23 protein-coding genes are annotated in these 23554 nt (G+C 61.6%); 11 read left to right on the top strand and 12 right to left on the bottom strand.

All coding sequences use genetic code 11. The annotated features are described in order from the left end of the window. Positions 1-88: 88 nt before the first annotated feature. Entirely contained in the window at positions 89-889 is an 801-nt protein-coding gene (gene hpaI / locus AC6CIG_RS21000; protein WP_127710512.1) for a 4-hydroxy-2-oxoheptanedioate aldolase, read from the bottom strand. A gap of 133 nt (positions 890-1022) precedes the next feature. Continuing rightward, entirely contained in the window at positions 1023-2477 is a 1455-nt protein-coding gene (gabD, locus tag AC6CIG_RS20995) for an NADP-dependent succinate-semialdehyde dehydrogenase (RefSeq protein ID WP_127710511.1), read from the bottom strand. 165 nt (positions 2478-2642) lie between these two features. Here gabD and AC6CIG_RS20990 point away from each other — a divergent pair, with 165 nt between their 5' ends. Then, positions 2643-3239: a nitroreductase family protein gene (locus tag AC6CIG_RS20990; RefSeq protein WP_127710510.1), complete on the top strand. Its 597-nt coding sequence runs from the start codon at positions 2643-2645 to the stop codon at positions 3237-3239. A 97-nt stretch (positions 3240-3336) separates the two neighbouring features. On the opposite strand, the gene gyrB is transcribed toward AC6CIG_RS20990, so the two are convergent. From gyrB to AC6CIG_RS20965, 5 genes are all read right to left on the bottom strand, one after another. Continuing rightward, positions 3337-5772, bottom strand: coding sequence for a DNA topoisomerase (ATP-hydrolyzing) subunit B (gyrB, locus tag AC6CIG_RS20985; RefSeq protein ID WP_018098684.1), 2436 nt, complete (start codon positions 5770-5772; stop codon positions 3337-3339). A gap of 134 nt (positions 5773-5906) precedes the next feature. Beyond that, positions 5907-6284, bottom strand: coding sequence for a helix-turn-helix domain-containing protein (locus AC6CIG_RS20980; RefSeq protein WP_003531717.1), 378 nt, complete (start codon positions 6282-6284; stop codon positions 5907-5909). Then, positions 6281-6847: a Smr/MutS family protein gene (locus AC6CIG_RS20975; RefSeq protein WP_127710509.1), complete on the bottom strand. Its 567-nt coding sequence runs from the start codon at positions 6845-6847 to the stop codon at positions 6281-6283. The genes AC6CIG_RS20980 and AC6CIG_RS20975 overlap by 4 nt, the downstream gene beginning before the upstream one ends. Continuing rightward, complete coding sequence (gene mltA / locus AC6CIG_RS20970; protein WP_127710507.1) at positions 6840-7958, bottom strand: murein transglycosylase A; 1119 nt, start codon at positions 7956-7958, stop codon at positions 6840-6842. Before mltA ends, AC6CIG_RS20975 begins: the two co-directional genes overlap by 8 nt. A 17-nt stretch (positions 7959-7975) precedes the next feature. Beyond that, positions 7976-8677, bottom strand: a complete 702-nt coding sequence (locus AC6CIG_RS20965) for a Tim44/TimA family putative adaptor protein (protein ID WP_018098687.1) — start codon at positions 8675-8677, stop codon at positions 7976-7978. Between the two features lie 134 nt (positions 8678-8811). Here AC6CIG_RS20965 and AC6CIG_RS20960 point away from each other — a divergent pair, with 134 nt between their 5' ends. Together AC6CIG_RS20960 and secB are read left to right on the top strand one after the other, a co-directional pair. After that, positions 8812-9375 (top strand): FxsA family protein, encoded by a 564-nt coding sequence (locus tag AC6CIG_RS20960; protein WP_127710505.1) that lies wholly within the window; start codon positions 8812-8814, stop codon positions 9373-9375. Between the two features lie 166 nt (positions 9376-9541). Beyond that, entirely contained in the window at positions 9542-10051 is a 510-nt protein-coding gene (secB, locus tag AC6CIG_RS20955; RefSeq protein WP_026169012.1) for a protein-export chaperone SecB, read from the top strand. A gap of 167 nt (positions 10052-10218) precedes the next feature. Here secB and dnaQ read toward each other — a convergent pair whose 3' ends face one another. From dnaQ to AC6CIG_RS20930, 5 genes are all read right to left on the bottom strand, one after another. Beyond that, positions 10219-10947 (bottom strand): DNA polymerase III subunit epsilon, encoded by a 729-nt coding sequence (gene dnaQ / locus AC6CIG_RS20950; protein WP_127710503.1) that lies wholly within the window; start codon positions 10945-10947, stop codon positions 10219-10221. 218 nt (positions 10948-11165) lie between these two features. Further along, complete coding sequence (coaE, locus tag AC6CIG_RS20945; RefSeq protein ID WP_127710501.1) at positions 11166-11750, bottom strand: dephospho-CoA kinase; 585 nt, start codon at positions 11748-11750, stop codon at positions 11166-11168. Then, positions 11747-12607 carry a shikimate dehydrogenase gene (locus AC6CIG_RS20940; protein ID WP_127710499.1) on the bottom strand — a complete coding sequence of 287 codons (861 nt, stop codon included), beginning with the start codon at positions 12605-12607 and terminating at the stop codon, positions 11747-11749. The genes coaE and AC6CIG_RS20940 overlap by 4 nt, the downstream gene beginning before the upstream one ends. Further along, the gene (locus tag AC6CIG_RS20935) at positions 12600-13199 is read right to left on the bottom strand and encodes a Maf-like protein (RefSeq protein WP_127710497.1); all 600 of its coding nucleotides are present in this window, start codon (positions 13197-13199) and stop codon (positions 12600-12602) included. Before AC6CIG_RS20935 ends, AC6CIG_RS20940 begins: the two co-directional genes overlap by 8 nt. Before the next feature lie 48 nt (positions 13200-13247). After that, a complete protein-coding gene (locus AC6CIG_RS20930) occupies positions 13248-14069 on the bottom strand; it encodes a pyruvate, water dikinase regulatory protein (protein ID WP_018098694.1) in 822 nt (273 codons plus the stop codon). 404 nt (positions 14070-14473) lie between these two features. Here AC6CIG_RS20930 and hemE point away from each other — a divergent pair, with 404 nt between their 5' ends. From hemE to AC6CIG_RS20890, 8 genes are all read left to right on the top strand, one after another. Beyond that, positions 14474-15505 carry a uroporphyrinogen decarboxylase gene (gene hemE, locus AC6CIG_RS20925; protein WP_018098695.1) on the top strand — a complete coding sequence of 344 codons (1032 nt, stop codon included), beginning with the start codon at positions 14474-14476 and terminating at the stop codon, positions 15503-15505. A gap of 10 nt (positions 15506-15515) precedes the next feature. Continuing rightward, positions 15516-16058: a protoporphyrinogen oxidase HemJ gene (hemJ, locus tag AC6CIG_RS20920; protein ID WP_018098696.1), complete on the top strand. Its 543-nt coding sequence runs from the start codon at positions 15516-15518 to the stop codon at positions 16056-16058. A 196-nt stretch (positions 16059-16254) separates the two neighbouring features. Continuing rightward, positions 16255-17520, top strand: a complete 1266-nt coding sequence (rho, locus tag AC6CIG_RS20915) for a transcription termination factor Rho (protein ID WP_010970587.1) — start codon at positions 16255-16257, stop codon at positions 17518-17520. A 339-nt stretch (positions 17521-17859) separates the two neighbouring features. After that, positions 17860-19176: a tRNA uridine-5-carboxymethylaminomethyl(34) synthesis GTPase MnmE gene (gene mnmE, locus AC6CIG_RS20910; RefSeq protein ID WP_498323697.1), complete on the top strand. Its 1317-nt coding sequence runs from the start codon at positions 17860-17862 to the stop codon at positions 19174-19176. 110 nt (positions 19177-19286) lie between these two features. Continuing rightward, positions 19287-21164: a tRNA uridine-5-carboxymethylaminomethyl(34) synthesis enzyme MnmG gene (gene mnmG, locus AC6CIG_RS20905; RefSeq protein WP_164866956.1), complete on the top strand. Its 1878-nt coding sequence runs from the start codon at positions 19287-19289 to the stop codon at positions 21162-21164. An 8-nt stretch (positions 21165-21172) separates the two neighbouring features. Beyond that, the gene (gene rsmG / locus AC6CIG_RS20900) at positions 21173-21814 is read left to right on the top strand and encodes a 16S rRNA (guanine(527)-N(7))-methyltransferase RsmG (RefSeq protein ID WP_127710489.1); all 642 of its coding nucleotides are present in this window, start codon (positions 21173-21175) and stop codon (positions 21812-21814) included. A 14-nt stretch (positions 21815-21828) separates the two neighbouring features. Continuing rightward, positions 21829-22623 (top strand): ParA family protein, encoded by a 795-nt coding sequence (locus AC6CIG_RS20895; protein ID WP_127710487.1) that lies wholly within the window; start codon positions 21829-21831, stop codon positions 22621-22623. Positions 22624-22655: 32 nt separating this feature from the next. After that, positions 22656-23546 (top strand): ParB/RepB/Spo0J family partition protein, encoded by an 891-nt coding sequence (locus AC6CIG_RS20890; protein WP_100672636.1) that lies wholly within the window; start codon positions 22656-22658, stop codon positions 23544-23546. Positions 23547-23554 lie beyond the last annotated feature (8 nt).

Here is a 23554-nt window from a genome sequence, read left to right as displayed (position 1 = left end):
AAATGTGTGTGTTCGCCGCTTGATCGCCTCACCCCTGTGACGAGCACAGGAATGAGGAGAGGGATGGCAGTCCTCCGAAAACTTTCGATCAATAGCTGGATTCCGTCCGTATCGGTCCGCTCTCTCCAAGAAATTCCCGGCGCAGCCGCTCCGTTGCGCTGACGAGCAACGTAACATCTGTGCCGATCGCCATGAAATCGGCACCGAGCTCGCGATAGTCGCGCGCCTGGGCGGGATCGAGGGTCATGATCCCGCGTGCCTTGCCGGCTCGCTCGATCCGCGCGAAGGCCTCGATTATGGCTGTCCGCACCTCCGGATGACCCGGATTGCCGAGGTGCCCCATGTCCGCGGCGAGATCCGCCGGACCGACGAACAGACCGTCGACGCCGTCCAGCGCAGCGATGGCGTCGATCGCCTCGAGCCCTGCCCGGCTCTCGATTTGCAGCAGCAGACAGATCTCGTCGTTGGCGTTTTCGAGGTAGTCGCCGATGCGGCTGAAGTTCGTTGCCCGGCCGAGAGCGGCACCGACACCGCGCACGCCATGCGGCGGATAACGCACGGCGCGCACGAGCTGCCGCGCCTGCTCGACATTATCGACCATCGGGATCAACAGCGTCTGCACGCCGGCATCGAGGATCTGCTTGATCATGACCGCGTCGCCGACCGGCAGGCGGACGATCGGATGACTGCCTCCGCCGGCGACGGCGCGATACTGCGCCGCCAGCATGGGAATATCGTTCGGCGCATGCTCGCCATCGATCAGCAGCCAGTCATAACCGCTGCCGGCCACCACTTCCGCCGCATAGGGACTGGCGAGCGCCACCCAGAGACCGAGCTGAAAGCGGTTTTCGCGGATCGCCGCTTTGAAGGTGTTTTTCGGGGCGGGCATCGATTGCTCTCCTTCTGCGTCCGAGTGTGTCTGCCGCAATCTGCCGGCGGCGACCGAGTGCTTCCCAGCCTCTTACCGGCAAAAGAAAAAACCGGCCAGAACTTTCCGGCCGGTTTTTCGAGAGAGCGCCGCCTCAGGCGATGCCGCCGAGGCAGACATATTTGATCTCCATGAATTCCTCGATGCCGTATTTCGAGCCCTCGCGGCCGAGGCCCGAGAGTTTGACGCCACCAAAGGGTGCCTCCGCCGTGGAGATCAGGCCGGTATTGACACCGACCATGCCATATTCCAGCGCTTCCGCCACGCGGAAGACGCGGGCGAGGTCCTTGGCATAGAAATAGGAGGCAAGGCCGAATTCGGTGTCGTTCGCCTGTGCGATCACATCCGACTCGTCCTTGAAGCGGAAGAGCGGCGCCACCGGGCCGAATGTCTCTTCCCGCGCGACCGCCATCGACTGGGTCACGTCCGCCAGCACCGTCGCTTCGTAGAAGGTGCCGCCGAGCGAATGGCGACGGCCGCCCTGCACCACGCGCGCGCCCTTCGCAAGCGCATCCGCCACGTGCTCCTCGACCTTCTTCAGCGCCGGCTGGTCGATCAGCGGTCCGAGGATGACGCCGTCCTCCATCCCGTTGCCGGTCTTGAGCTTGGCGACGGCCTGGGCGAGTTTCTCCGAAAACGCCTCGTAGACGCCGTCCTGCACATAGATGCGGTTGGCGCAGACGCAGGTCTGGCCATTGTTGCGGAACTTGGCGATCAGCGCGCCTTCGACCGCCGCATCGAGATCGGCATCATCGAAAACGATGAACGGGGCGTTGCCGCCGAGTTCCAGGCCAAGCTTCTTGATCGTGGCCGCGCTCTGGCGATAGAGCTCCGCGCCGACCTCGGTCGAGCCGGTAAAGGTGAGCTTGCGGACGATCGGGTTCGAAGTCATCTCGGCGCCGATCTCGCGCGCTGAGCCGGTGATGACGCTGAAGAGGCCTTTCGGCATGCCCGCGCGCTCGGCGAGCACGGCGATGGCGATCGCCGAAAACGGCGTCTGCGCGGCCGGCTTCAAGACCATGGCGCAACCGGCGGCAAAGGCCGGCCCGGCCTTGCGGGTGATCATCGCGTTGGGGAAGTTCCACGGCGTGATCGCGGCGACGACGCCGATCGGCTGCTTCATCACCAGAATGCGCTTGTCCTTCTGATGGCCGGGGACCAGGTCGCCATAGACACGCCGCGCCTCTTCCGCGAACCATTCGATGAAGCTCGCTCCGTAGACGATCTCGCCGGTCGCCTCCGCGAGCGGCTTGCCCTGCTCCATCGTCAGAATCCGGCCGAGATCGTCCTTGTTTTCGATCATCAGCTCGAACCAGCGGCGCAGCACCGCCGAGCGCTCCTTGGCGGTCCGCGCCGCCCATTCCTTCTGCACCCGCGCCGCGGCCTCGATCGCCGTTCTGGTCTCGGCGGCGCCGAGCTTCGGAACGCGGCCGATGATTTCGCCGGTCGCCGGATTGTTTACCTCGATCGCATTCTTCGGGTCGGCTTCGATCCAGGTATCGCCCACGAGAGCAGCCTGGCGAAACAGCGACGGGTCTTTCAGATTCATGTCGAGTCCTTCCTCAAAAAATCTACAGAACTTATACAACTTTTTTCGCCGGTTCGACAATCACATGATTGCGGTTTACGGATCCTCCGCGCCTACTGAGCTGACGCGCAGGAATGGCGATGCGTCGGACAGGTGCGTATCTGCAAGAAATAAGGATGTTCGTTCGTGACAGAAATCAACCATAGAAGAGCCGATCACCCCATCCACTCGATCTTTCTGGAGCGCTGGTCGCCGCGCGCCTTCACCGGCGAGGAGATCGGGGAAAAGGATCTGCTCGCCCTCTTCGAAGCCGCTCGCTGGGCGCCCTCGGCCAGCAATCTTCAGCCCTGGCGCTTCGTCTACGCCCGCCACGGCACCGAGCATTTCGCTCGCCTGCTGTCGACGCTCGACGAGGGCAATCAGCGCTGGGCAAAAAACGCCTCTGCCCTGGTGATCATCCTTTCGAAGACCCACAGGGTCACATCGACCGGCGAGCTGAGGCCGGCCTATACGCACGCCTTCGACACGGGAGCGTCCTGGTTCGCGCTCGCGCTGCAGACGCAGCTCGCCGGATGGCATGCCCATGCGATGGCGGGGGTCGACAGGGAGAAGGCCATGCAGGTGCTCGGTGTTCCGGAGCACTACCGGGTCGAGGCAGCCGTCGCGATCGGCAGGATTGCAGATCCTTCCACCCTGCCGGACGATCTGCGGGAACGCGAAAAACCAAGCCAGCGCAAGCCCGTCAGCGAATTCGTCTTCGAAGGACGTTTCACGGGCGAATGATACGCGAGCGATCGAGCTTCCGTAAGACGAGAGGAGGGCGGAGGACCGCCCTGCTCTCGTCGGAACCATATCAAAGTGCCGCGGCTATATTTGCGCGTCAGATGTCGAGATTGGCAACGCTCAGTGCGTTTTCCTGGATGAAGTCGCGCCGCGGCTCCACTTCGTCGCCCATCAGGCGCGAGAACAGACCATCCGCATCCGTCGCATCGGTAACCTTGACCTGCAGCAGCGAACGGACGTTCGGATCGAGGGTCGTCTCCCACAATTGCTCGGCGTTCATTTCGCCCAGGCCCTTGTAGCGCTGCATGGTGAGCCCCTTGCGGCCGGCGGCGAAGATCGCGTCGAGGAGGGCGCGCGGACCGCTGATCTCCTGCGTGCCGTCGCGGCGGCGCAGCACCGGCGGAGCGCCATAGACCTCCTTCAGGCGTGCCTTGAGCTGATCGATATGGCGTGCATCCGAAGAACCGATCAGCGCCATGTCGAGCACAGCCGCTTCCTTGACGCCGCGCACCATGCGCTCGAGCTTCAGCCCGCCTTCCGCCGTCACCGTTGCCTCCCACCCGCGCTCGGTCTCCTCGGCGATGACATCCAGCCGGCGGGCCACTTCGGCGGCGATCAACTGATATTCGTCGCGCTCGCCGTTGAGTTCCACGTTGAGCGCTCCGGCGATGGCAGCCTGCTCCACGACCGAGCGATTGTAGCGGGAGTGGAGCCCATCCATCAGCGAGCGCAGTCGCAGCGCATCGTTGATGACCTCGCGGAGATCCTGGCCGACGCGCACTTCGCCCGAAGCGAGTTCGAGCGAAGCCTCCTCGAGGCCCATGTTGATCAAATAATCTTCAAGCGCCTTCTCGTCCTTGAGATACTGGACGGACTTGCCGCGGGCCACCTTGTAGAGCGGCGGCTGGGCGATATAGAGGTGGCCGCGCTCGATCAGCACCGGCATCTGCCGGAAGAAGAAGGTGAGCAGCAGCGTGCGGATGTGGGCGCCGTCGACGTCGGCGTCCGTCATGATGATGATCTTGTGATAGCGCAGCTTGTCGGCGTTGAACTCGTCACTGCCGATCGACGTGCCGAGCGCGGTGATCAGCGTGCCGATTTCCTGGCTCGACAGCATCTTGTCGAAACGCGCGCGCTCGACGTTGAGGATCTTGCCGCGCAGTGGCAAGATCGCCTGGTTTTCACGCGAGCGGCCCTGCTTGGCCGAGCCGCCTGCCGAGTCGCCCTCCACCAGAAAGAGTTCGGATTTGGCCGGGTCGCGCTCGGAGCAATCGGCGAGCTTGCCCGGCAGCGACGAGATGTCGAGCGCACCTTTTCGGCGCGTCAACTCGCGTGCCTTGCGCGCGGCTTCGCGCGCGGCGGCCGCTTCCACGACCTTGCCCACGAGAATCTTGGCATCCGAAGGATGTTCTTCGAGCCAGACGCTCAGGGCCTCGTTGACCAGGCTTTCGACGACCGGGCGGACTTCCGAGGACACCAGCTTGTCCTTGGTCTGCGAGGAGAATTTGGGATCGGGAACCTTCACCGAAAGCACAGCCGTCAGCCCCTCGCGGCAATCGTCGCCCGTGAGCGATACCTTTTCCTTCTTGGTGATGCCGGATGTGTCGGCATAGGAGGTGATCTGACGCGTGAGCGCGCCGCGGAAGCCGGCCATATGCGTGCCGCCGTCGCGCTGCGGAATGTTGTTGGTGAAGCACAGCACGTTCTCGTGATAGCTGTCGTTCCACCACATTGCCACTTCGACGGTGATGCCGTCCTTCTCGCCGCGGATCGACACCGGCTTCTGCACGAGCGGCTTCTTCGCCCGATCCAGATAGGCGACGAAGGCTTCGAGACCGCCGTCATACATCATTTCTTCCCGACGAATGTCGGAATGGCGCTTGTCGGTCAGCACGATACGGACGCCGGAATTCAGGAAGGCGAGCTCGCGCAGGCGATGCTCGAGCGTACCGAACTCGAACTCGATGTTCGAGAAGGTCTCTTCGCTCGGCGTGAAGGTGACCTCGGTTCCGGTCTCGCCGCCGGCGTCGCCCGTTACCTTGAGCGGCCCGTCGGCAACGCCGTGGGTGAAGCTCATTTCGTGAATCTTGCCCGACCGGCGGATCTTGAGCTTCAGCGACACGGAGAGGGCGTTGACGACCGAAACGCCGACGCCGTGCAGGCCACCGGAGACCTTGTAGGAATTCTGGTCGAATTTTCCGCCGGCATGAAGCTGCGTCATGATGACTTCCGCCGCCGAGACGCCTTCTTCCCGGTGGATGTCCGTCGGTATGCCGCGACCGTTGTCCGTCACCGTGACGGAACCGTCGGGATTGAGCGTGACGGTTACGATGTCCGCATGGCCGGCAAGCGCCTCGTCGATCGCGTTATCCACGACCTCGTAGACCATGTGGTGCAGACCTGAGCCATCGTCGGTGTCACCGATATACATGCCCGGGCGCTTGCGCACTGCATCGAGGCCTTTCAGCACCTTGATGGAATCGGCACCATATTCGGCGATTGCGCCGGCTTCGGTCTCAGAAATATCGGTCATTCGGGCTCAGATCTTTCCAGGTTTTCGGACGTCGCGATTCATTGCGAATCACAGCGCGAGATGCCTCGCGGACTATAGAAAATTTGTCCAATTGTTCCAAATCCCGACGCGAAGATCGCGGCCGGGATGGGCTTTCATCCCCTGTCCTTATCAGGAAATGTGGCTTTTTCCAAAACATCTTCCAGTGCCCGAATCGTCTCCGCCGACAGGCCGCGAATCTCCATGCTCAAACGGTTGGCGAAGGCAGTGTGACCGGGCGGAAGGCCGGACGTATCGAGCACGACTTTCGGATCTGAAAGATGCGCTATCCGGAAGAGTTCGTCGGCCTCGTCCCAGATCACGTTGAAATAGCCGGCAACGCGCTGGAGAAAGTCGAAGCTCGGCGCTCCCCGCTTGCCGTGTTCGAGAGCCGAGAGGTAGGCGGGCGAAACCCCTATTGCAGCCGCCATCTCTTTCTGAGACACGCCCTTGCGCCGGCGAAGTTCGCGCACGGCCTCGCCGAAGGGAGTCATGATGCGCCCCCCTTCGCCCGCGCCAGCCGCACATAGAGCGCGCCCTCGCCGCCGTGATTGCGGGCTGCCGGTTCGTAGGACGATATCAAGGGCCGGAACTCGGGAAGCGAGAACCAGAGCGGCACGGCTCGCTTCAGGGCTCCGTCGCTGCCGAGCGACGTCCCCTTGCCGGTGATGACGAGGACATGCCTCAAGCCGCGGTCGCGCGCCCTCAGGAGGAACTGCAGCAGCAGTCCGTGCGCCTCGCTCTGAATCATGCCGTGCAGGTCGATCCTCGCCTCGAGCGTCAGCCGGCCCTTCGCCAGTTTGCGTTTGACCGGCCGCTCCAGCGGATGATGAGGGGGGTGTTCTGCCTTGTCGCGGCTGAGTGAAAAGCCTTTGCCGGGCTTTTCGGGCGTGCTCGAGGGAGGCGTCGCCTCCGGGCCGGGTACAGCCTTGATTTCCGCGGTCCCGCCCAGCAGCTCCTCGAGAGCGTCCAACCGCCCGGGCATGGGCCGCGCCGAACGCGCGACCTTCCCCCAGAGAATGCGGTCCTCGGTGGAAAGCTTCCTGTCCTTAGCCATGGCTGGACTGCTGGAGATATCGGACTGCGGCCGCGCGAGGCACGAAAATGAAGAAGTCTGCGTCGTTGCGCACCGAACCCGCGAGTTTCCCCGCCCGGTCGCCGGAGCCCGTAAAGATATCGCCGCGCGCCGGGCCGACGATGGCCGAACCGGTGTCCAGCGCGAGCATCAGACGCCCGAAGGGATGTCCGCCGTCGAGATGGAGCAGGGTTTCGCTCGCGACGTAGAAAGGAACGCCGAAGGTGTGGATGAGGCGGTCGACAGCAAGCGAGCGTCCCGGCTCCAGCGGCACCTTGGCAGCCGCCACGGGGCCGAGCCCCTCTTCCTCGACCGGCGCCTCGCGGAAAAAGATGAAGGACCGGTTGTGCCACAGAACCTCGTCCGCCTTGTCGGCATGGGCCGCCAGCCAGTCGCGAATGCTCGCCATCGACACGGTGGCGGCGTCGATCTCGCCGCGATCGATCAACAGCTTCCCGACGGCGGAAAAGCGATGCCCGGTTTTGGCGGCATAGGTGATGCGGCGGCGGGATCCGTCCGGATAGATCAGCCGCGCGGCGCCCTGCACATGGACGAAGAACACGTCGACCTTGTCGCGGGCATAGGCGATTTCCAGACCGCGGCCGGCGAGAAATCCTTCTTCGATCGCGCGGCGGTCCGGATATTCCTCGATCCTGCCGTCGCGACAGCGGCCGAAGGCGAAATATGGGTCCATTCCTGCCGGCCGGTTTATGTCGTCGACCTCGACGAGGTCCGAGGGACGCCGGTAAAAGGGAAATCGGAACTCCGCATCCGGCTCAGCCCGTACCTCGACCTCGGGTTCGTAGAAAGCGGTGACGAAGCCGGTCCTTTTCTCTTCCGGGCGGATTCGGAACGGAACGAACTGCGCCTCGAAAAATCCGCGTGCGGCGGCCGCATCGGAAAAATCGCTGCCTGCCGCGTCGAAGGCGGGCAGGAGGTCGGCGACCGAAATACCGAGCGAGCCGGTCTTGTACGGCTTCACCTCCGTTACATGCCGGTGACAGCGCCGAAGCGAAGCGATCACCGGCGCCGGGTCGTCCGCAGACCAGCCGGGCAGCTCCGAATAGGAGACCGGCTCGAGATGAAAAGTCATGGCCGCCCGCTTCCCGGTCAGTTTTCCGATTCGGTGGCGATCAGCTTCCAGTTCGGGTCGCGTGAACGGATATCGCGCGCAAACGTCCACAGGTCGTTCACTTCGGCAACCGAATCGGCGTCTCCGTCGACCAGTTTGCCCTGCTTGTCGTAGGTCGCGGAAATAAGCTGGCTGATGATCCTGACCGTTATGTTTTCCTCGGCGTCCTTGATCTCCGCGTGCACGATATCGGCTTTGTCGATGCCGACGAAGGTCGACTTGACGACTTCGCCCTTGGCCTCGCGTTCCGCAATCGCGGCCTCGAAACCCTCATAGACTTCGCGGGACAGCAAACCCTTGAGAGTTTTACGATCGCCATCGGCAAAGGCCATGACGATCATCTCGTAGGCCATCTTCGCACCGTTGAGGAATTCGGTGGGATTGAAGTTGGGATCCGCGTCGGTCATCGCCCGGAGTTGGGCGTTCAGCGGAGTCCCGGCCTTGGCGACGGTCTCGATCGCGGCATAGCGCGACTCGTCTTCCGCCGTCTCGCGACGGGGAAGCTGAACGACCTTGCCGTTATCCTTGGCTTCCGGCCCTTGGGCGATATCCCGTGGAGAGTAGGGATCGAAAGGAGGCCGCTCGCTGCCGGTCCTGCGACCTAGAACGCTACGCAATTGCAGGAAGATGACCACGGCAGCGATCAGGAAAAAAAATGTGATGAAATCAAAAGAGCCCATTTCCACCCGGAACCGCTGTTAGAATTTCTCGTACTGTTCCATATAGTCCGGAAGGATAGACCATTCAAACGACGATGTCGCACCCATAAACCGGAGACCGGACAATTGCACTCACCTTCTTGCGAGCACGGGCGATGCGTTTCCTGATCCCGCTCGTCATTCTCGGGCTGCCGCTTGCGGAAATCGCTGGCTTCGTCGCCGTCGGGCGCGAGATCGGCGTGGCGATGACGCTTCTTCTCGTTTTCGCAAGTGCCGTCGCCGGGATCATGCTCCTGCGCATTCAGGGTTTCGGCGTGCTCCGGCGCGTTCAGGAGGCGGCACGGACTGGCAACGATCCGGGGCTGGACGTTCTCGGCGGTGTGCTGATCTTCATCGCCGCTATCCTCCTGATCGTGCCCGGTTTCATCAGCGACCTCGTCGGCCTTCTGATCTTTCTGCCCCCGGTCCGGCGCGCCATAGCCGACTTCCTGCGCAGCCGGATGACGATTCTGAGCAGCGCAACCGGCTTCTATCGTGCCTCGAGGCCCCAATCCTCCGGTTCCCGGTCCTCTGGCCCTCAATCCGCAGGGCCCCGGTCCGCTGGCACCCCTCGCGAGGAGCGCCGCGGGCCGCTGACGATCGATCTCGACGAGGACGAATTTTCGCGCAAGAAAAAGGACGAAGACGACCCGCCGCCGCCGGATCGTCTGCCTCATTGATCCGAGCTTCACTTTTTCTGATCCCGGCTCCAATCGGGTCTATAATCCGGTTTCCAAAGAAGGGCCGGATGTGCTCTTGCGTCGGGCCGGGCCGGGCCACGAGGGTTGTAAGCCCAAGCCCTAAATGTTAGATGGCCTCACCATTTCGAAGTCCGAGGAAACTCTTATGACGACTGATACCGCATCCAACGGCAACGGCAGTGCCCAGCAGCAGCAGAGCCCGTCGCTCAATATCCTGGCCCAGTACGTCAAGGACCTCTCCTTCGAGAACCCCGGCGCACCGCGTTCGCTGCAGGCTCGCGACCGCTCCCCGTCGATCAACATCAATGTCAACGTCAATGCCAATCCGTTGGCGGAGAATGATTTCGACGTTGTCCTGTCGTTGAGCGCCCAGGCCAAGGACGGCGACAAGATGCTCTTCAACGTCGAACTCGCCTATGGCGGCGTCTTCCGCGTCGCCGGCTTCCCGCAGGAGCACATGCTGCCGCTGCTCTTCATCGAGTGCCCGCGCCTCTTGTTCCCCTTCGCGCGCCAGATCGTAGCCGACGCCACCCGCAACGGCGGCTTCCCGCCGCTGATGATCGATCCCATCGATTTCGCGCAGATGTTTGCCCAGCGCATGGCTGAGGAAAAGGTCCGCGCGCAGGTGGCCAATACCAACGACACGGCCAACTGATCGGTCCGAATGACTGGTAGACCCGGCTCACCGAGCCGGGTTTTTTATGCCCGGCCTGCGCGATTCGCTTGAGAGACCCGCGGGCGCCGCGATACGGACAGGCCTAGAGCATTTGATCCCACGCACTTGCGGACGGATAACCGTTAGACACTTTTCCTGGGAGTGCTCTAAACGGCTTCCGATCTGAGGGCATAGTCGGATTCGCTGTATTTCTCCCAGATCGCATTCGCGCCGATCTTCGCGACGAGCGCCGCATGGGCAGCGATTTCTGCCTCCGTCAATCGTGGCCGCAAGGGCCGCTCCCTTTTGATGACGACGACCGGTCCGTCGTCGGCCTCCATCGACCGGCCATCCGTCTCCGTCATCACCAGACCAAGCGCGGCCTGGCGGCCGCCGATCATCTCGATATAGACCTCGGCCAGCAGCTCGGAGTCGAGCAGGGCCCCGTGCCTGGTTCGATGGGAGTTGTCTATACCGTAGCGGCGGCAGAGCGCATCGAGCGAATTCGGTCCCATCGGGTGCTTGCGGCGGGCAAGAGCCAGAGTGTCGATAACCCGGTCGCTGCCGATCGGCGGCAGGCCGAGCCGCTCGAACTCCGCATTGATGAAGCCGATATCGAAGGTGGCGTTGTGGGCGACCCAACGGGCATCGCCGAAGAACTCGACGATCTCCCGGGCGACATCGGCAAAGGGCGGCTTGTCTTTCAGAAACTCGTCGGTGATGCCGTGGACGGCCAGAGCTTCCGGGTGAACCTTGCGCTCCCCCGGATTGATATAGATATGGATCGTGCGCCCCGTCGGAAACTGGTTCTCGAGCTCGATTCCGCCGATCTCGATCACCCGGTCGTCGCGATTGTCGAGGCCGGTCGTTTCCGTATCGAAGATGATTTCACGCATGCGGGAGCCCTGTGGACGATGTTTCGGGACGAATCACCCGAAGCTGACCTCCATTCTTAATGTCATTTGCTGCGCAATTGAAGGCCATCGCCGCCCCTCATCCGGCCTGCCGGCCACCTTCTCCCGGAAAGCGGGGCGAAGGAAACTCGCGGCAGCGTCGTACTCGTTCCCTCTCCCCCCATTTGGGAGACGGCTAGGGCCAGGGACGTTTGCGAAGGTTAAGCCGCCCGCAAATCATCGACGATCGCACGGATCTGCTGCCGTGTGACGTCGAAGCTGTCGCTGGTGTCGACGATATAGTCGGCGCGGGCGCGCTTCTCGCTGTCGGGCACCTGCCGCTCGAGGATCATCGCAAATTTCTCGGCGGTCATTCCCGGGCGCTTCATGACGCGTTCCCTCTGCATCTCCGGATCGCAGGTCACGACGACGATGCGGTCGAGGCGCGCTTCCGCCTTGGTCTCGTAGAGGAGCGGAATATCGAGCAGCACGAAAGGCGCACCGTCCGCTCTGTGCCGCGCAATGAACTCCTGCTCCTTGGCGCGCACCAGCGGATGGACGATCCGTTCCAGCTCGGCGAGCCGCTCGGGCGCCGCAACAAGCCGAAGCGAAAGCTCGGCCCGGTCGATGACGCCGCCCTTGGCAACGCCCGGAAAGGCCGCTTCGACCGGAGCCACCGCTTCACCGCTATAGAGCATATGCACGACTTCGTCGGCATCGTTCACCGGCACGCCGAGTTCCCGGAACATGCCCGCAGCGGTCGATTTTCCCATTCCGATGGAGCCGGTAAGCCCGACGATGATCATGCGTGCCTGTCCATATCGCTGATGATGATCTGTCTTAGCGTTTCGTCGACGACCGGCCTCAGACCGAACCATTTCTCGAATCCGGGCACTGCCTGATGGAGAAGCATGCCAAGTCCGTCGACGGTGCGGAAGCCCTGCTCTTCCGCCTGCCGCAACAGCGGCGTCTTCAACGGCACGTAGACGATGTCGGTGACGACGGCCTCTGGCGCCAGGCCCGAAAAGTCGATTGCCGGCGCCGGCTCGCCGTTCATGCCGAGCGACGTCGTGTTGACGAAGAGCCCGGCGCCGGAAACGACCTCGGCAAGCGCCGCCATCGAATGTGCGTGCACCGCCGTGCCGAAACGATCGGCCAGTTCCCTCGCCCTCTCGGGCGTGCGGTTCACCACATGGATCGTCTTGACCCCGCGGTCGCGGATCGCCTGGATCACCGCCCGGCTGGCGCCGCCGGCACCGAGAATCACTGCGGCCGAGATGCGGTCCCATCCTTTGGCGTTCTCGTCCAGATTGGCGACGAAGCCACGCCCGTCGGTGTTCGTCGCGCGGATTTCTCCATTTTCGAGCCAGAGGGTGTTGGCCGCTCCGAGTTCGGCGCTGAGCTCGTCCGGCCGATCGGCCAGCCGGAAGGCGGTCTCCTTATGCGGAATCGTGACATTTCCGCCGCAGAAATCGGTTCTTCCTTCCTTGATCTGCCGCATGAAATCGGGGAAGGCCTCGGGCGTGACCTCGTGGGCCCGGTAGCTTCCCCGAATTCCGAACTGCTTCAGCCAATGGCCATGAATGAGCGGCGATCGCGAATGCTTCACCGGATAGCCGGTTACAAAGGCATGGTTAACAAATGTTTCACGTGAATCATGCATCGATCGCACCCAGTTCGCGGAGCTTGGAGAGAAGCGGCAGCATCGGCAGGCCGAGTATGGTGAAGTAGTCGCCCTCGATGGTCTCAAAGAGCTGGATGCCCTCGCCTTCGAGCTGATAGGCGCCGACGCTTGTCAGCGCCTTCTCGCCCACCCTTGCAAGATGTCGATCTATGAAGCCGTCGCTCAATGGCCGCACGGTCATCTTCGCAGTCGAGACGTGCCGCCAAACGACCTCGTCGTCGCGCACGAGAACGATCGCACTGTTGAGACTGTGCGTCCTGCCCGAGAGCGACCGGAGATGCTCGGCGGCTTCCGTCATGTCGCGGGGCTTGTGATAGACGCGGGTTCCAAGCGACATCGTCTGATCCGAACCGATGACAAGGGCGTTCGGAAAATACCGTGCGACATCCTTCCCCTTGGCCTCGGCAAGCGCCAGGGCGACATCGGCCGGCGACGCACCAGACGCTTCCAGCGGCTGCTCGAGCGCACGCTCGTCGATCGCGGCGGCCCGGGCCTCGAAGGCCAATCCTGCATTGGCAAGCAGAGTGCGACGAAAAGGACTGGCCGAGGCCAATACGAGCAAGGATTTCATTTTTCCGGTTCCGTGTTCGCGGTCTGCAAGCTGTTCTTGCGGCTCGCTCTATCTAAGCCGCGGCCGCAGGGCAACAATTGCGGCGGCAGTCTCCTCTATCGAGCGCCGCGTCACGTCGATCAGCGGCCAGTTGTTGCGCGCGCAAAGCGAGCGGGCATATTTCAGCTCCTCGGCGATCGCCGCCCGGTCGGTATAGTCTTCCCCGTGGAAGCTCTGCGTCGTTCCGAGCACGCGATGCTGACGCACCTGGGAGAGGCGCTCGGCCGAAGCGATGAGCCCGACGATGAGCGGTTTCGTCGCCTTCAGGAGCGCATCGGGCAGGGACACGCCCGGCACGATCGGAATGTTCGCCGTCTTTATACCGCGATTGGCGAGATAGATGCTCGTCGGTGTTTTCGACGTGCGGCTCACACCCACAAGGACCACATCCGCCTCGTTGAAATCGGAGGGAATCTGACCGTCGTCATGATCCATCGTGAAGTTCAACGCCTCGATACGGGCGAAGTATTCGGCATCCATGACATGCTGCGCGCCCGAGCGGCGGCGCGAGGGCGAGCCGAGATAGGATTGGAAAAGTTCGATGATCGGGTCGAGGACCGAGACGCAGGGCACGCCGATCTCGCGGCACCGCTGATCGATGAGGCCGGCAAGTTCCCGGTCGACGATCGTGTAGAGGACGATTCCCGGTGCCCCGTCGACCGCGTCCATGACCTGCATCAGCTGCTTCCGGTTGCGGATCAGCGGATAGACGTGTTCCAGCGCATGGGAGGTCTGGAATTGCGCTGCAGCGGCTCGACCGGCGGCGATCAGAGTTTCGCCGGTCGAATCGGAGATCAGATGCAGATGGAAGTAGTTTTTGCGGTTCTCCACGCAATTCTCCGCGGTCTGTTGATAAGGCGGGACAAAAACAGCTAACGGCGGCGCCTGGCTTCAGGCAAGTGGAAAAGCGGCGACTTGTTCACATCTGACACCGAACCGGAAATCTCTTGCCGGGGCATGTGGACAAGACTCATGGCCACGACAAATTGTCACGCGGATCGACTCCTCATCCACAGGAACCGCAAACTCCCGACCGCCGGCAAAGGACTGACTCTGCAGTGTTTTCCCGGGTTTCCCCGCTCAACGCGCAAATTGGCCGGAATCCCTCCCGCCTTTTTGCGGGAGATTGAGGCGGACTGGATAGGATGAGGATCGATTTTAATCCTTGATACCCACCGACTCTAAGAAATAGAAACTTATAAATTCAGTTTTATTTTTAGATTAGGAAGCGGCAAGTGAGCGGAACGCATCGCAAAGTGCTGGAGGTTTTGAGCGGCAAAACGCTCACCCCTCCCCCCATCTGGCTGATGCGACAGGCAGGACGCTATCTCCCCGAATACAGGGCGGTGCGTGCGAAGGCCGGAAGCTTTCTCGACCTCTGTTACACGCCGGATCTCGCGGTCGAAGTGACCTTACAGCCGATCCGCCGCTACGGCTTCGACGCCGCGATCCTTTTCTCCGATATTCTCGTGGTGCCCGATGGGCTCAAGCGCAATGTCCGCTTCGAAGAGGGACAGGGTCCACGAATGGATCCGATCGACGAGGACGGGATTGGCCGGCTGAGCCCCGATGGCGTCATCGCTCACCTGGCTCCGGTTTTCGAGACGGTCGCCCGGCTGAGACGCGAACTGCCGACGGAGACCACGCTCCTCGGTTTCTGCGGGGCGCCCTGGACGGTGGCGACCTATATGATCGCCGGCCGCGGGACGCCGGACCAGGCGCCTGCGCGTCTTTTCGCCTACCGTCATCCCAAGGCTTTCGAGCGGCTTCTGACGCTGCTCGCCGATATTTCCGCCGACTATCTGGTAGAGCAGATCGATGCCGGCGCCGATGCGGTGCAAATCTTCGATTCCTGGGCCGGTGTGCTTGGTGAGGAGGAGTTTCAGCGTTTCGCGATCGAGCCCGTCCGGCGGATGATCGCATCCGTCCGCGCGCGCCGCCCCTCGGCGAAAATCATCGCTTTCGCGAAGGGTGCGGGCCTTCTGCTGAAGAACTATCGGCAGGCGACCGGTGCGGATGCGATCGGCCTCGACTGGTCGGTGCCGCTCTCCTTCGCCGCCGAATTGCAGAAGGACGGTCCCGTTCAGGGCAATCTCGATCCGGTACGGGTCGTGGCAGGTGGCGCGGCGCTGGAGCATGGAACCGATCGCATCCTGGACGTCCTCGGCCAGGGGCCGCTGATCTTCAATCTCGGCCACGGCATAACGCCGGACGCCGATCCGGATCACGTTGCCGCACTCGTCGCCCGCGTTCGAGGATCGCGATGAAAGGGCAGCTATGAGAGGGGAACGCCAAACCGACAGCGTTCCGGGTAAACGGGCGCGCCTTCGTGCGGCGATCGCGGTAGCGGCCTTTGCGGCTTTGCTGATCGGCCTCTTCGCCGGGCAGCCGGACGACCTCTATCTGTGGATCAAGGCGCTCCACATCATCGCGGTGATCTCCTGGATGGCAGCGCTGCTCTACATGCCGCGTCTGTTCATCTATCACACCGATGCAGCGCCCGGATCGGAACAGTCCGAGACCTTCAAGATGATGGAACAGCGACTGCTCAAGGTCATCATGAATCCGGCCATGATGATCTCTTGGGTGCTCGGACTTTACCTCGCCTGGAGCGTCTACGGCTTTATGGGCGGCTGGCTGCATGCGAAGATTCTCTGCGTTTTTCTGCTGACGCTGGTGCATGTGCATTTCAGCCGCGCGGTGAAAGCCTTCCAGCGGGACGAGAATCGCCGCGACGCGCGCTATTGGCGGCTGATGAACGAGGCGCCAACCCTGCTTATGATCGCCATCGTCATCCTCGTCGTGGTGAAACCATTTTGAATTCAATCGATTCGCAGTTGCAATAGTTGCTGCTAATTTGCCGCGACCCCTTGCGGCGCTTCACGTGAATCGCTATTTTCCCTCATCTCCTTCTTCCTGTGGCCTGTGACGAAGTTTTAGAGCCTGCCTCTTCCCCCCTCGCAGCTCCCTGACAAATCGCGCCGGCTCCCAATCCCCTATCAAGCACGGACCCTTCATGGCTGAAATGAAGCTTCAAGAACTTAAGAACAAGACGCCGACCGACCTCCTGGCCTTTGCCGAAGAGCTCGAGGTGGAGAATGCCAGCACGATGCGCAAGCAGGAGCTGATGTTCGCGATCCTCAAAATGCTGGCTCAGCAGGAGATCGAGATCATCGGCGAGGGCGTCGTCGAGGTCCTGCAGGACGGATTCGGATTTCTGCGCTCGGCGAATGCGAACTATCTCCCCGGTCCCGACGATATCTACATTTCGCCGTCGCAGATCCGCCGCTTCTCATTGAAGACCGGCGACACGGTCGAGGGCCCGATCCGCGGGCCGAAGGAAGGCGAACGCTATTTCGCGCTTCTGAAGGTCAACACGATCAACTTCGACGATCCGGAGAAAATCCGCCACAAGGTTCACTTCGACAACCTGACGCCGCTCTATCCGAACGAGCGCTTCAAGATGGAACTCGAGGTCCCGACGTCCAAGGATCTCTCGGCGCGCGTCATCGATCTGGTCGCGCCGCTCGGCAAGGGCCAGCGTGGCCTGATCGTCGCGCCGCCGCGCACCGGTAAGACGGTGCTTCTCCAGAACATCGCGCATTCGATCACGGCGAACCATCCGGAATGCTACCTGATCGTCCTCCTGATCGACGAGCGGCCGGAGGAAGTCACGGACATGCAGCGCTCGGTCAAGGGCGAGGTAGTGTCCTCGACCTTCGACGAGCCGGCGACGCGCCACGTCCAGGTCGCCGAGATGGTGATCGAAAAGGCCAAGCGCCTCGTGGAACACGGTCGCGATGTGGTAATCCTGCTCGACTCCGTCACCCGTCTCGGCCGCGCCTACAACACGGTCGTTCCCTCATCGGGCAAGGTACTGACCGGCGGTGTCGACGCAAACGCTCTGCAGCGTCCGAAGCGCTTCTTCGGCGCGGCCCGCAACATCGAGGAAGGCGGATCGCTGACGATCATCGCAACGGCTCTGATCGACACCGGTAGCCGTATGGACGAAGTCATCTTCGAAGAGTTCAAGGGCACCGGCAACTCGGAAATCGTCCTCGACCGCAAGGTCGCCGACAAGCGCATCTTCCCGGCCATGGACATTCTGAAGTCCGGCACGCGTAAGGAGGACCTCCTGGTCCCGCGTCAGGACCTGCAGAAGATCTTCGTGCTGCGCCGCATTCTCGCGCCGATGGGCACCACCGACGCGATCGAGTTCCTCATCGATAAACTGAAGCAGACGAAGACCAACGGCGACTTCTTCGACTCGATGAATACGTAAGATCGAGACTCTCTTTCTCAGCCGAGAGGCCGGCGCCGCCCAGCGCCGGCCTCTCGCGTATCCGGGATGGAGCACTTCCTTCTGCCGCCATTTTCCCCTATCGACCGTGATCCCTGGACGGGAGTGATTCACGTGAAACGCCGGGGTGGATATGCGCCCAAACAGAGCGACACTTGATTTCGAGCGCGGCTCGGTGCATAAGGCGGCTTCGCAATAGCCGGACGAGTGTCGCACCAATTGCGGTTCCGAGGCTCTGCCCGATCCCCAATGTTCAATATGCCGAAATGGCGGGTATGGCCGGCGTCAAACCTGCTCGTCGTTGCGTAAACCGGTAAGCCGATGCCATCCACCGATACGATCTACGCTCTTTCGAGCGGCTCGCTGCCTGCAGGCGTTGCCATTATACGTGTGAGCGGTCCGGCGACCGCTGATGCGCTGGTGCGACTTTGCGGAGCCCTGCCTGCGCCACGCATCGCGGCGCTCAGAACGATTCGGACTCGAAACGGTGAGACGCTGGACAGCGGCCTGGTGCTCTATTTCCCGGCGCCGGCGTCTTTCACCGGTGAAGATTGCTGCGAATTGCAGGTTCACGGCGGACGAGCCGTGGTAAGCGCCATCCTCGAGGAGCTCGCCGCAACTGAGGGGCTACGGCATGCGGAGGCCGGAGAGTTCGCAAGGCGGGCCTTTCAGAACGGCAAACTGGACCTGGTGGAGGTGGAGGGGCTGGCCGACCTGATTGCTGCAGAGACGGAAATGCAGCGTCGTCTCGCCATAGAGCATTCCGGCGGCGGACAATCCGCACTCTATGCCGGTTGGGCCCGACGGCTGACCCATTCGCGGGCAATGATCGAGGCAGAGCTCGACTTTGCGGATGAAGACGATGTGCCGGGTTCCGTCAGCGCCGCGATCTGGGAGGATATCGGCAGGCTCCGCCAGGAAATCGATGAACATATCGCGCGCGCCGGCCTGGCCGAAATCATCCGGGACGGGCTCAAGATCGTCATTGCCGGTGAGCCGAACGCAGGCAAGTCGAGCTTGCTGAATGCACTGGCCCGAAGGGACATCGCGATCGTGACGGAGGTCGCGGGAACGACACGCGACGTTCTGTCAGTAGACCTTTCCTTAGCCGGATTCTCAGTTAAACTCTTCGATACGGCGGGACTTCGTGAAACGGATGAGCTTGTGGAGCGGGAGGGTATTCGGAGAGCCCGGCAGGTTATCGCCGATGCCGATCTTGTCCTTCTGCTATCGGAAAAACCGGGATCATTCCGGCTTGATGAGGCTCTTCCGGAAAAGGTCCCCGTCATTCGGGTCGCAACCAAGGTCGACCGCCCCTCAAGTTGGGCTCCATCGGATGCGGACATTTTTCTTTCCACGAGGACCGGTGAGGGCATGGCCGCTCTATTGACGGCACTGCAGTCGCATCTCCCCGATCTGGCCGGTAAGACAGCCCTGGCGATGCCGTCCCGGAAGCGCCACGTCGATTGTCTGCGACAGGCCAGTTCGGCGCTGGAGCGGAGCCTGAGTTCTTCCGAACTCGAACTGCGTGCTGAGCAGCTTCGGCAAGCAGGAGATGCCCTGGGTAAGATTACCGGGCGGGTCGATGTGGAGAACCTTTTGGACGTGATATTCTCCGAGTTCTGTATCGGAAAATAACTCGACGGATACAACGCAGGCGAGTCGCCTCGGGCGTTTCACGTGAAACGCCCTTGACTCGACGGCATGAACTGACAATCAAGCGGAAGCTGAGCAAGCTAGGCTGGAGCATGTCTGAGATGGACTATGATGTCATTGTGATTGGTGGAGGCCACGCAGGTTGCGAAGCTGCCTCTGCTTCCGCGCGGCTCGGCGCCCGTACAGTTCTCATCACACATAAAAGGAATACGATCGGAGTAATGTCCTGCAACCCCGCGATCGGCGGGTTGGGCAAGGGCCACCTCGTTCGGGAGATCGATGCGCTCGACGGCCTCATGGGACGTGTGGCCGATGCCGCGGGTATTCAGTTCCGGCTTCTCAACCGGCGCAAGGGGCCTGCAGTGCGCGGACCCCGTACTCAGGCAGACCGCAAGCTGTATCGCGAGGCGATGCAGCGGGAGATCGGCGGGATCGAGCGCCTCTCGGTGATCGAAGGGGATGCCTTCGACCTGTTGACCGAAGACGGTGTGGTTCGTGGCGTGACTATGAAGGATGGCCGAGTCTTTCGCGCATCAGCCGTCGTTCTCACGACCGGCACGTTTCTAAATGGCCTCATTCATATCGGCCAGCGCAAGATACCCGCCGGTCGAGTGGGCGAGGAACCCTCCCTGGGTCTCTCTGAGACACTGCGGCGCTTCGGCCTGCAGCTTGGTCGATTGAAGACCGGCACGCCGGCGCGCCTGGACGGACGCACGGTCGACTGGGACCGCGTCGGGCGGCAAGGTCCGGACGAAAATCCAGTCCCGTTCTCCTTCATGACCGATGCAATCATCAATCGCCAGATTGCTTGCGGCGTGACGCGGACCACGGATGCGACGCATAAGATTATCGCCGATAACATTCACCAGTCCGCGATGTATTCGGGACAGATCGAAGGGGTTGGCCCACGCTACTGCCCCTCTATCGAGGACAAGATCGTCCGCTTCGGCGAGAGAGATGGTCACCAGATCTTTCTGGAGCCGGAGGGACTAGACGATGACACCGTCTATCCCAACGGGATTTCGACCTCCCTTCCCGAGGATGTGCAGGACGCCTTCATTCGTACGATTCCCGGTCTGGAGCAGGTCAAGATTCTCCAGCCGGGCTACGCGATCGAGTACGATCATGTCGATCCGCGGGAGCTGGAACTCTCCTTGGGCGTGCGCAAAATGCCCGGACTGTATCTTGCGGGTCAAATAAACGGGACGACGGGATATGAAGAAGCCGGAGCTCAGGGGCTCGTTGCCGGTTTGAATGCCGCGCTTCGCGCGAGCGGACGGGCCCCCTATGTCTTCAGCCGCACGGACTCCTATATCGGCGTGATGATCGATGACCTGACTTCGCGGGGCATAATCGAACCCTATCGCATGTTTACTTCGCGGGCGGAATACAGGCTGTCGTTGCGCGCAGATAATGCCGATATGCGGCTGACGCCAGCGGGCATTGCGCTCGGATGTGTCGGCGACGCACGTCGTCAACGCTTCGAGGCATGGAAGCATTCCTTCGAGACGGGACGCAGGCTCCTGCAGTCACTTTCGGTCACGCCGAGCGAGGGCAAGCGTTTCGGCCTGAAGCTCAATCAGGATGGCCAGCGTCGTACCGCTTTCGATATCCTCTCTTACCCGGATCAGTCGATCGCCGCTCTGAAACCGGTATGGTCTGAGCTTCAAAACATTCCGGCCAGGGTGGTCGAGGCGCTGGAGATCGATGCCGCCTATGCTGTCTACATGGAGCGCCAAGCAACTGACATTGCCGGTGTAAGGCGAGACGAAAATACGACCATACCGGATGATTTCGATTACGACGTGCTGCCCGGGCTTTCGAATGAGCTGAAGCAAAAATTGGCACAACACAAGCCGCGGAACCTTGCCCAGGCTATGAAGGTCGATGGCGTGACGCCCGCGGCTATATCTCTCATTCTGTCCTGGCTACGAAGGCAGGATCGCCGGGCACAACGTGTGGGTGGATAGGGTATACAATGCAAGCGAGTCTAGTTCCGGCACTGAACGGATTGCGTGTTTCACGTGAAACCGTCGAAAAACTCGAGCATTTTGCCTCTCTCTTCCAGAAATGGGCGCGATCGATCAACCTCGTCGCCCCCTCGACGCTGGGGGATCTATGGCAGCGCCATATCCTTGATAGCCTCCAGCTCTATCAACTCTCCCCTGCCCCGAAGACTTGGGTCGATCTTGGAAGCGGCGGTGGATTTCCCGGTGTCATTACGGCCATTTGTCTTTCCGAGGCAGAGAACGGATGGGTTCACCTGGTCGAGAGCAATAACAAGAAGGCCGCCTTTTTACGCGTCGCGCTCAGGGAAACCGGTGCCAGGGGTTCCGTTCACCCGATTCGAATCGAAGCGGCACCCGCTGAAATCCCGCATTGCGACGCGATTTCGGCGCGTGCGCTCGCCGATCTGAGCCAATTGCTCGATCATTGCGCCCCATGGATGCTCTTGGAACGCTCCAAAACGGTGGCATTCTTTCACAAAGGGCGGGATTATCAGCAGGAAGTCGACAAAGCCGTTAGCCGCTTTCAATTCGATCTGATAAAACATGCAAGTGTCGTCGAGCCGGATTCGGTTGTGCTCGAGATTGCAAATCTTTCACGTCGGACGAAGTGATAGGCGAGCGAAACATGTTTGGCCCAAAGAATCGGATCATCACTATTGCCAATCAGAAGGGCGGCGTCGGCAAAACGACGACGGCCATCAATCTTGCTACGGCGCTCGCCGCCATCGGTGAAAGGGTGCTGATCGTCGATCTCGATCCGCAAGGCAATGCGAGCACCGGGCTGGGTATCCAGCGTCGTGCCCGGCATCTGTCTTCCTACGAGCTGATGATGGGGACCCATTCGATCGGCAAGATTGCTCAGGATACGGCGGTGCCAAATCTGGCCATCGTGCCTTCGACCATGGATCTGCTCGGCGTCGAGATGGAGATTTCCAAGGAATCGGATCGGGTTTTCAGGCTGCGTAAGGCTTTGGCTTCGGTGGACGCTCTTGCCTATTCCTATGTGCTGGTCGACTGCCCGCCATCGTTCAATCTTTTGACGATGAACGCAATGGCAGCCGCGCATTCGGTTCTCGTACCATTGCAGTGTGAGTTTTTTGCGCTAGAAGGCTTGAGCCAGCTGCTGGAGACGGTCGATCAGGTGCGGCAGACGGTGAATCCGGGCCTCGATATTCAGGGCATCGTGCTGACCATGTTCGATTCTCGGAACAATCTCGCCCAGCAAGTTGTCAGCGACGTTCGCTTGCATTTGGGAGATAAAGTTTATCATACCCTCATTCCCCGCAATGTGCGGGTGTCCGAGGCCCCTTCCTATGGCAAGCCGGCCATTCTTTATGATCTCAAATGCGCCGGAAGTCAGGCCTATCTCCAACTGGCCTCGGAAGTCATTCAGCGCGAGAGGCAGCGGAAGGCCGCTTAATCGTTTCGGTAGCGTAACTAATCAGGTGTCAGATGAACGATGACAGCTCCAAGAGGCGTCTGGGCCGCGGCCTTGCCGCCTTGATCGGCGAAATGGACCAGCCGCTGCACACCGGCGCGGCTCCGGCCGCCGCCATCAGCGCCGATCGGCGGATCCCGATCGAGTTCGTTTCCCGCAACCCTCGCAACCCCCGCCGGCAGTTCGACGAAGCTGAGCTGCAGGACCTTGCAAGCTCGATCCGCCAGCACGGCATCGTTCAGCCGGTCGTCGTGCGCACCGTCGGTCACGACCGCTATGAGATCATTGCCGGTGAAAGGCGCTGGCGCGCGGCGCAACTTGCAGGCTTCACCGAAATACCGGTCATCGTGCGCGATGTCGACGACAGGACAGCGCTCGAGATCGCCATCGTCGAGAACGTTCAGCGCTCCGACCTCAATCCCCTCGAAGAAGCCCTGGGCTACGAGCAACTGATCGCGGAACACGGCTACACGCAGAACGATCTCGGCGACATCATCGGCAAGAGCCGGAGCCATGTTGCGAACAGCCTTCGCCTTCTGAAGCTGCCGGAGCCCGTGCGCGACATGCTTTCCGATGGCAGCCTTTCCGCGGGCCATGCCCGCGCCCTTATACCCACATCGGACCCAGTGGCCTTGGCGCGTGCGGTCGTCTCGAAAGGTCTTTCGGTCCGCGAGGCCGAACGGCTGGCGCAGAACGACATCAAGTCGCAGAACGATCCCAACTACGCAAAGGGCCGCCAGCGCGAGGAGAAGGACGCCGATACGCTGGCGCTGGAGCGCACCCTGTCCGATAGCCTCGGCCTGGAAGTGAGTGTCAACCACAAGGCCAGTGGCGGGCACCTCAAGATTACATACAAGACGCTCGACCAGTTGGAAGAGATTTGCCGGCTGCTCGAGCGGCGTTGACGCATAAC

The sequence above is a fragment of the Sinorhizobium sp. GQ132 genome, from assembly GCF_059758575.1.
Note: the sequence above shows the minus strand (reverse complement) of the source record. Positions and strands in the feature narration are given on the sequence as shown.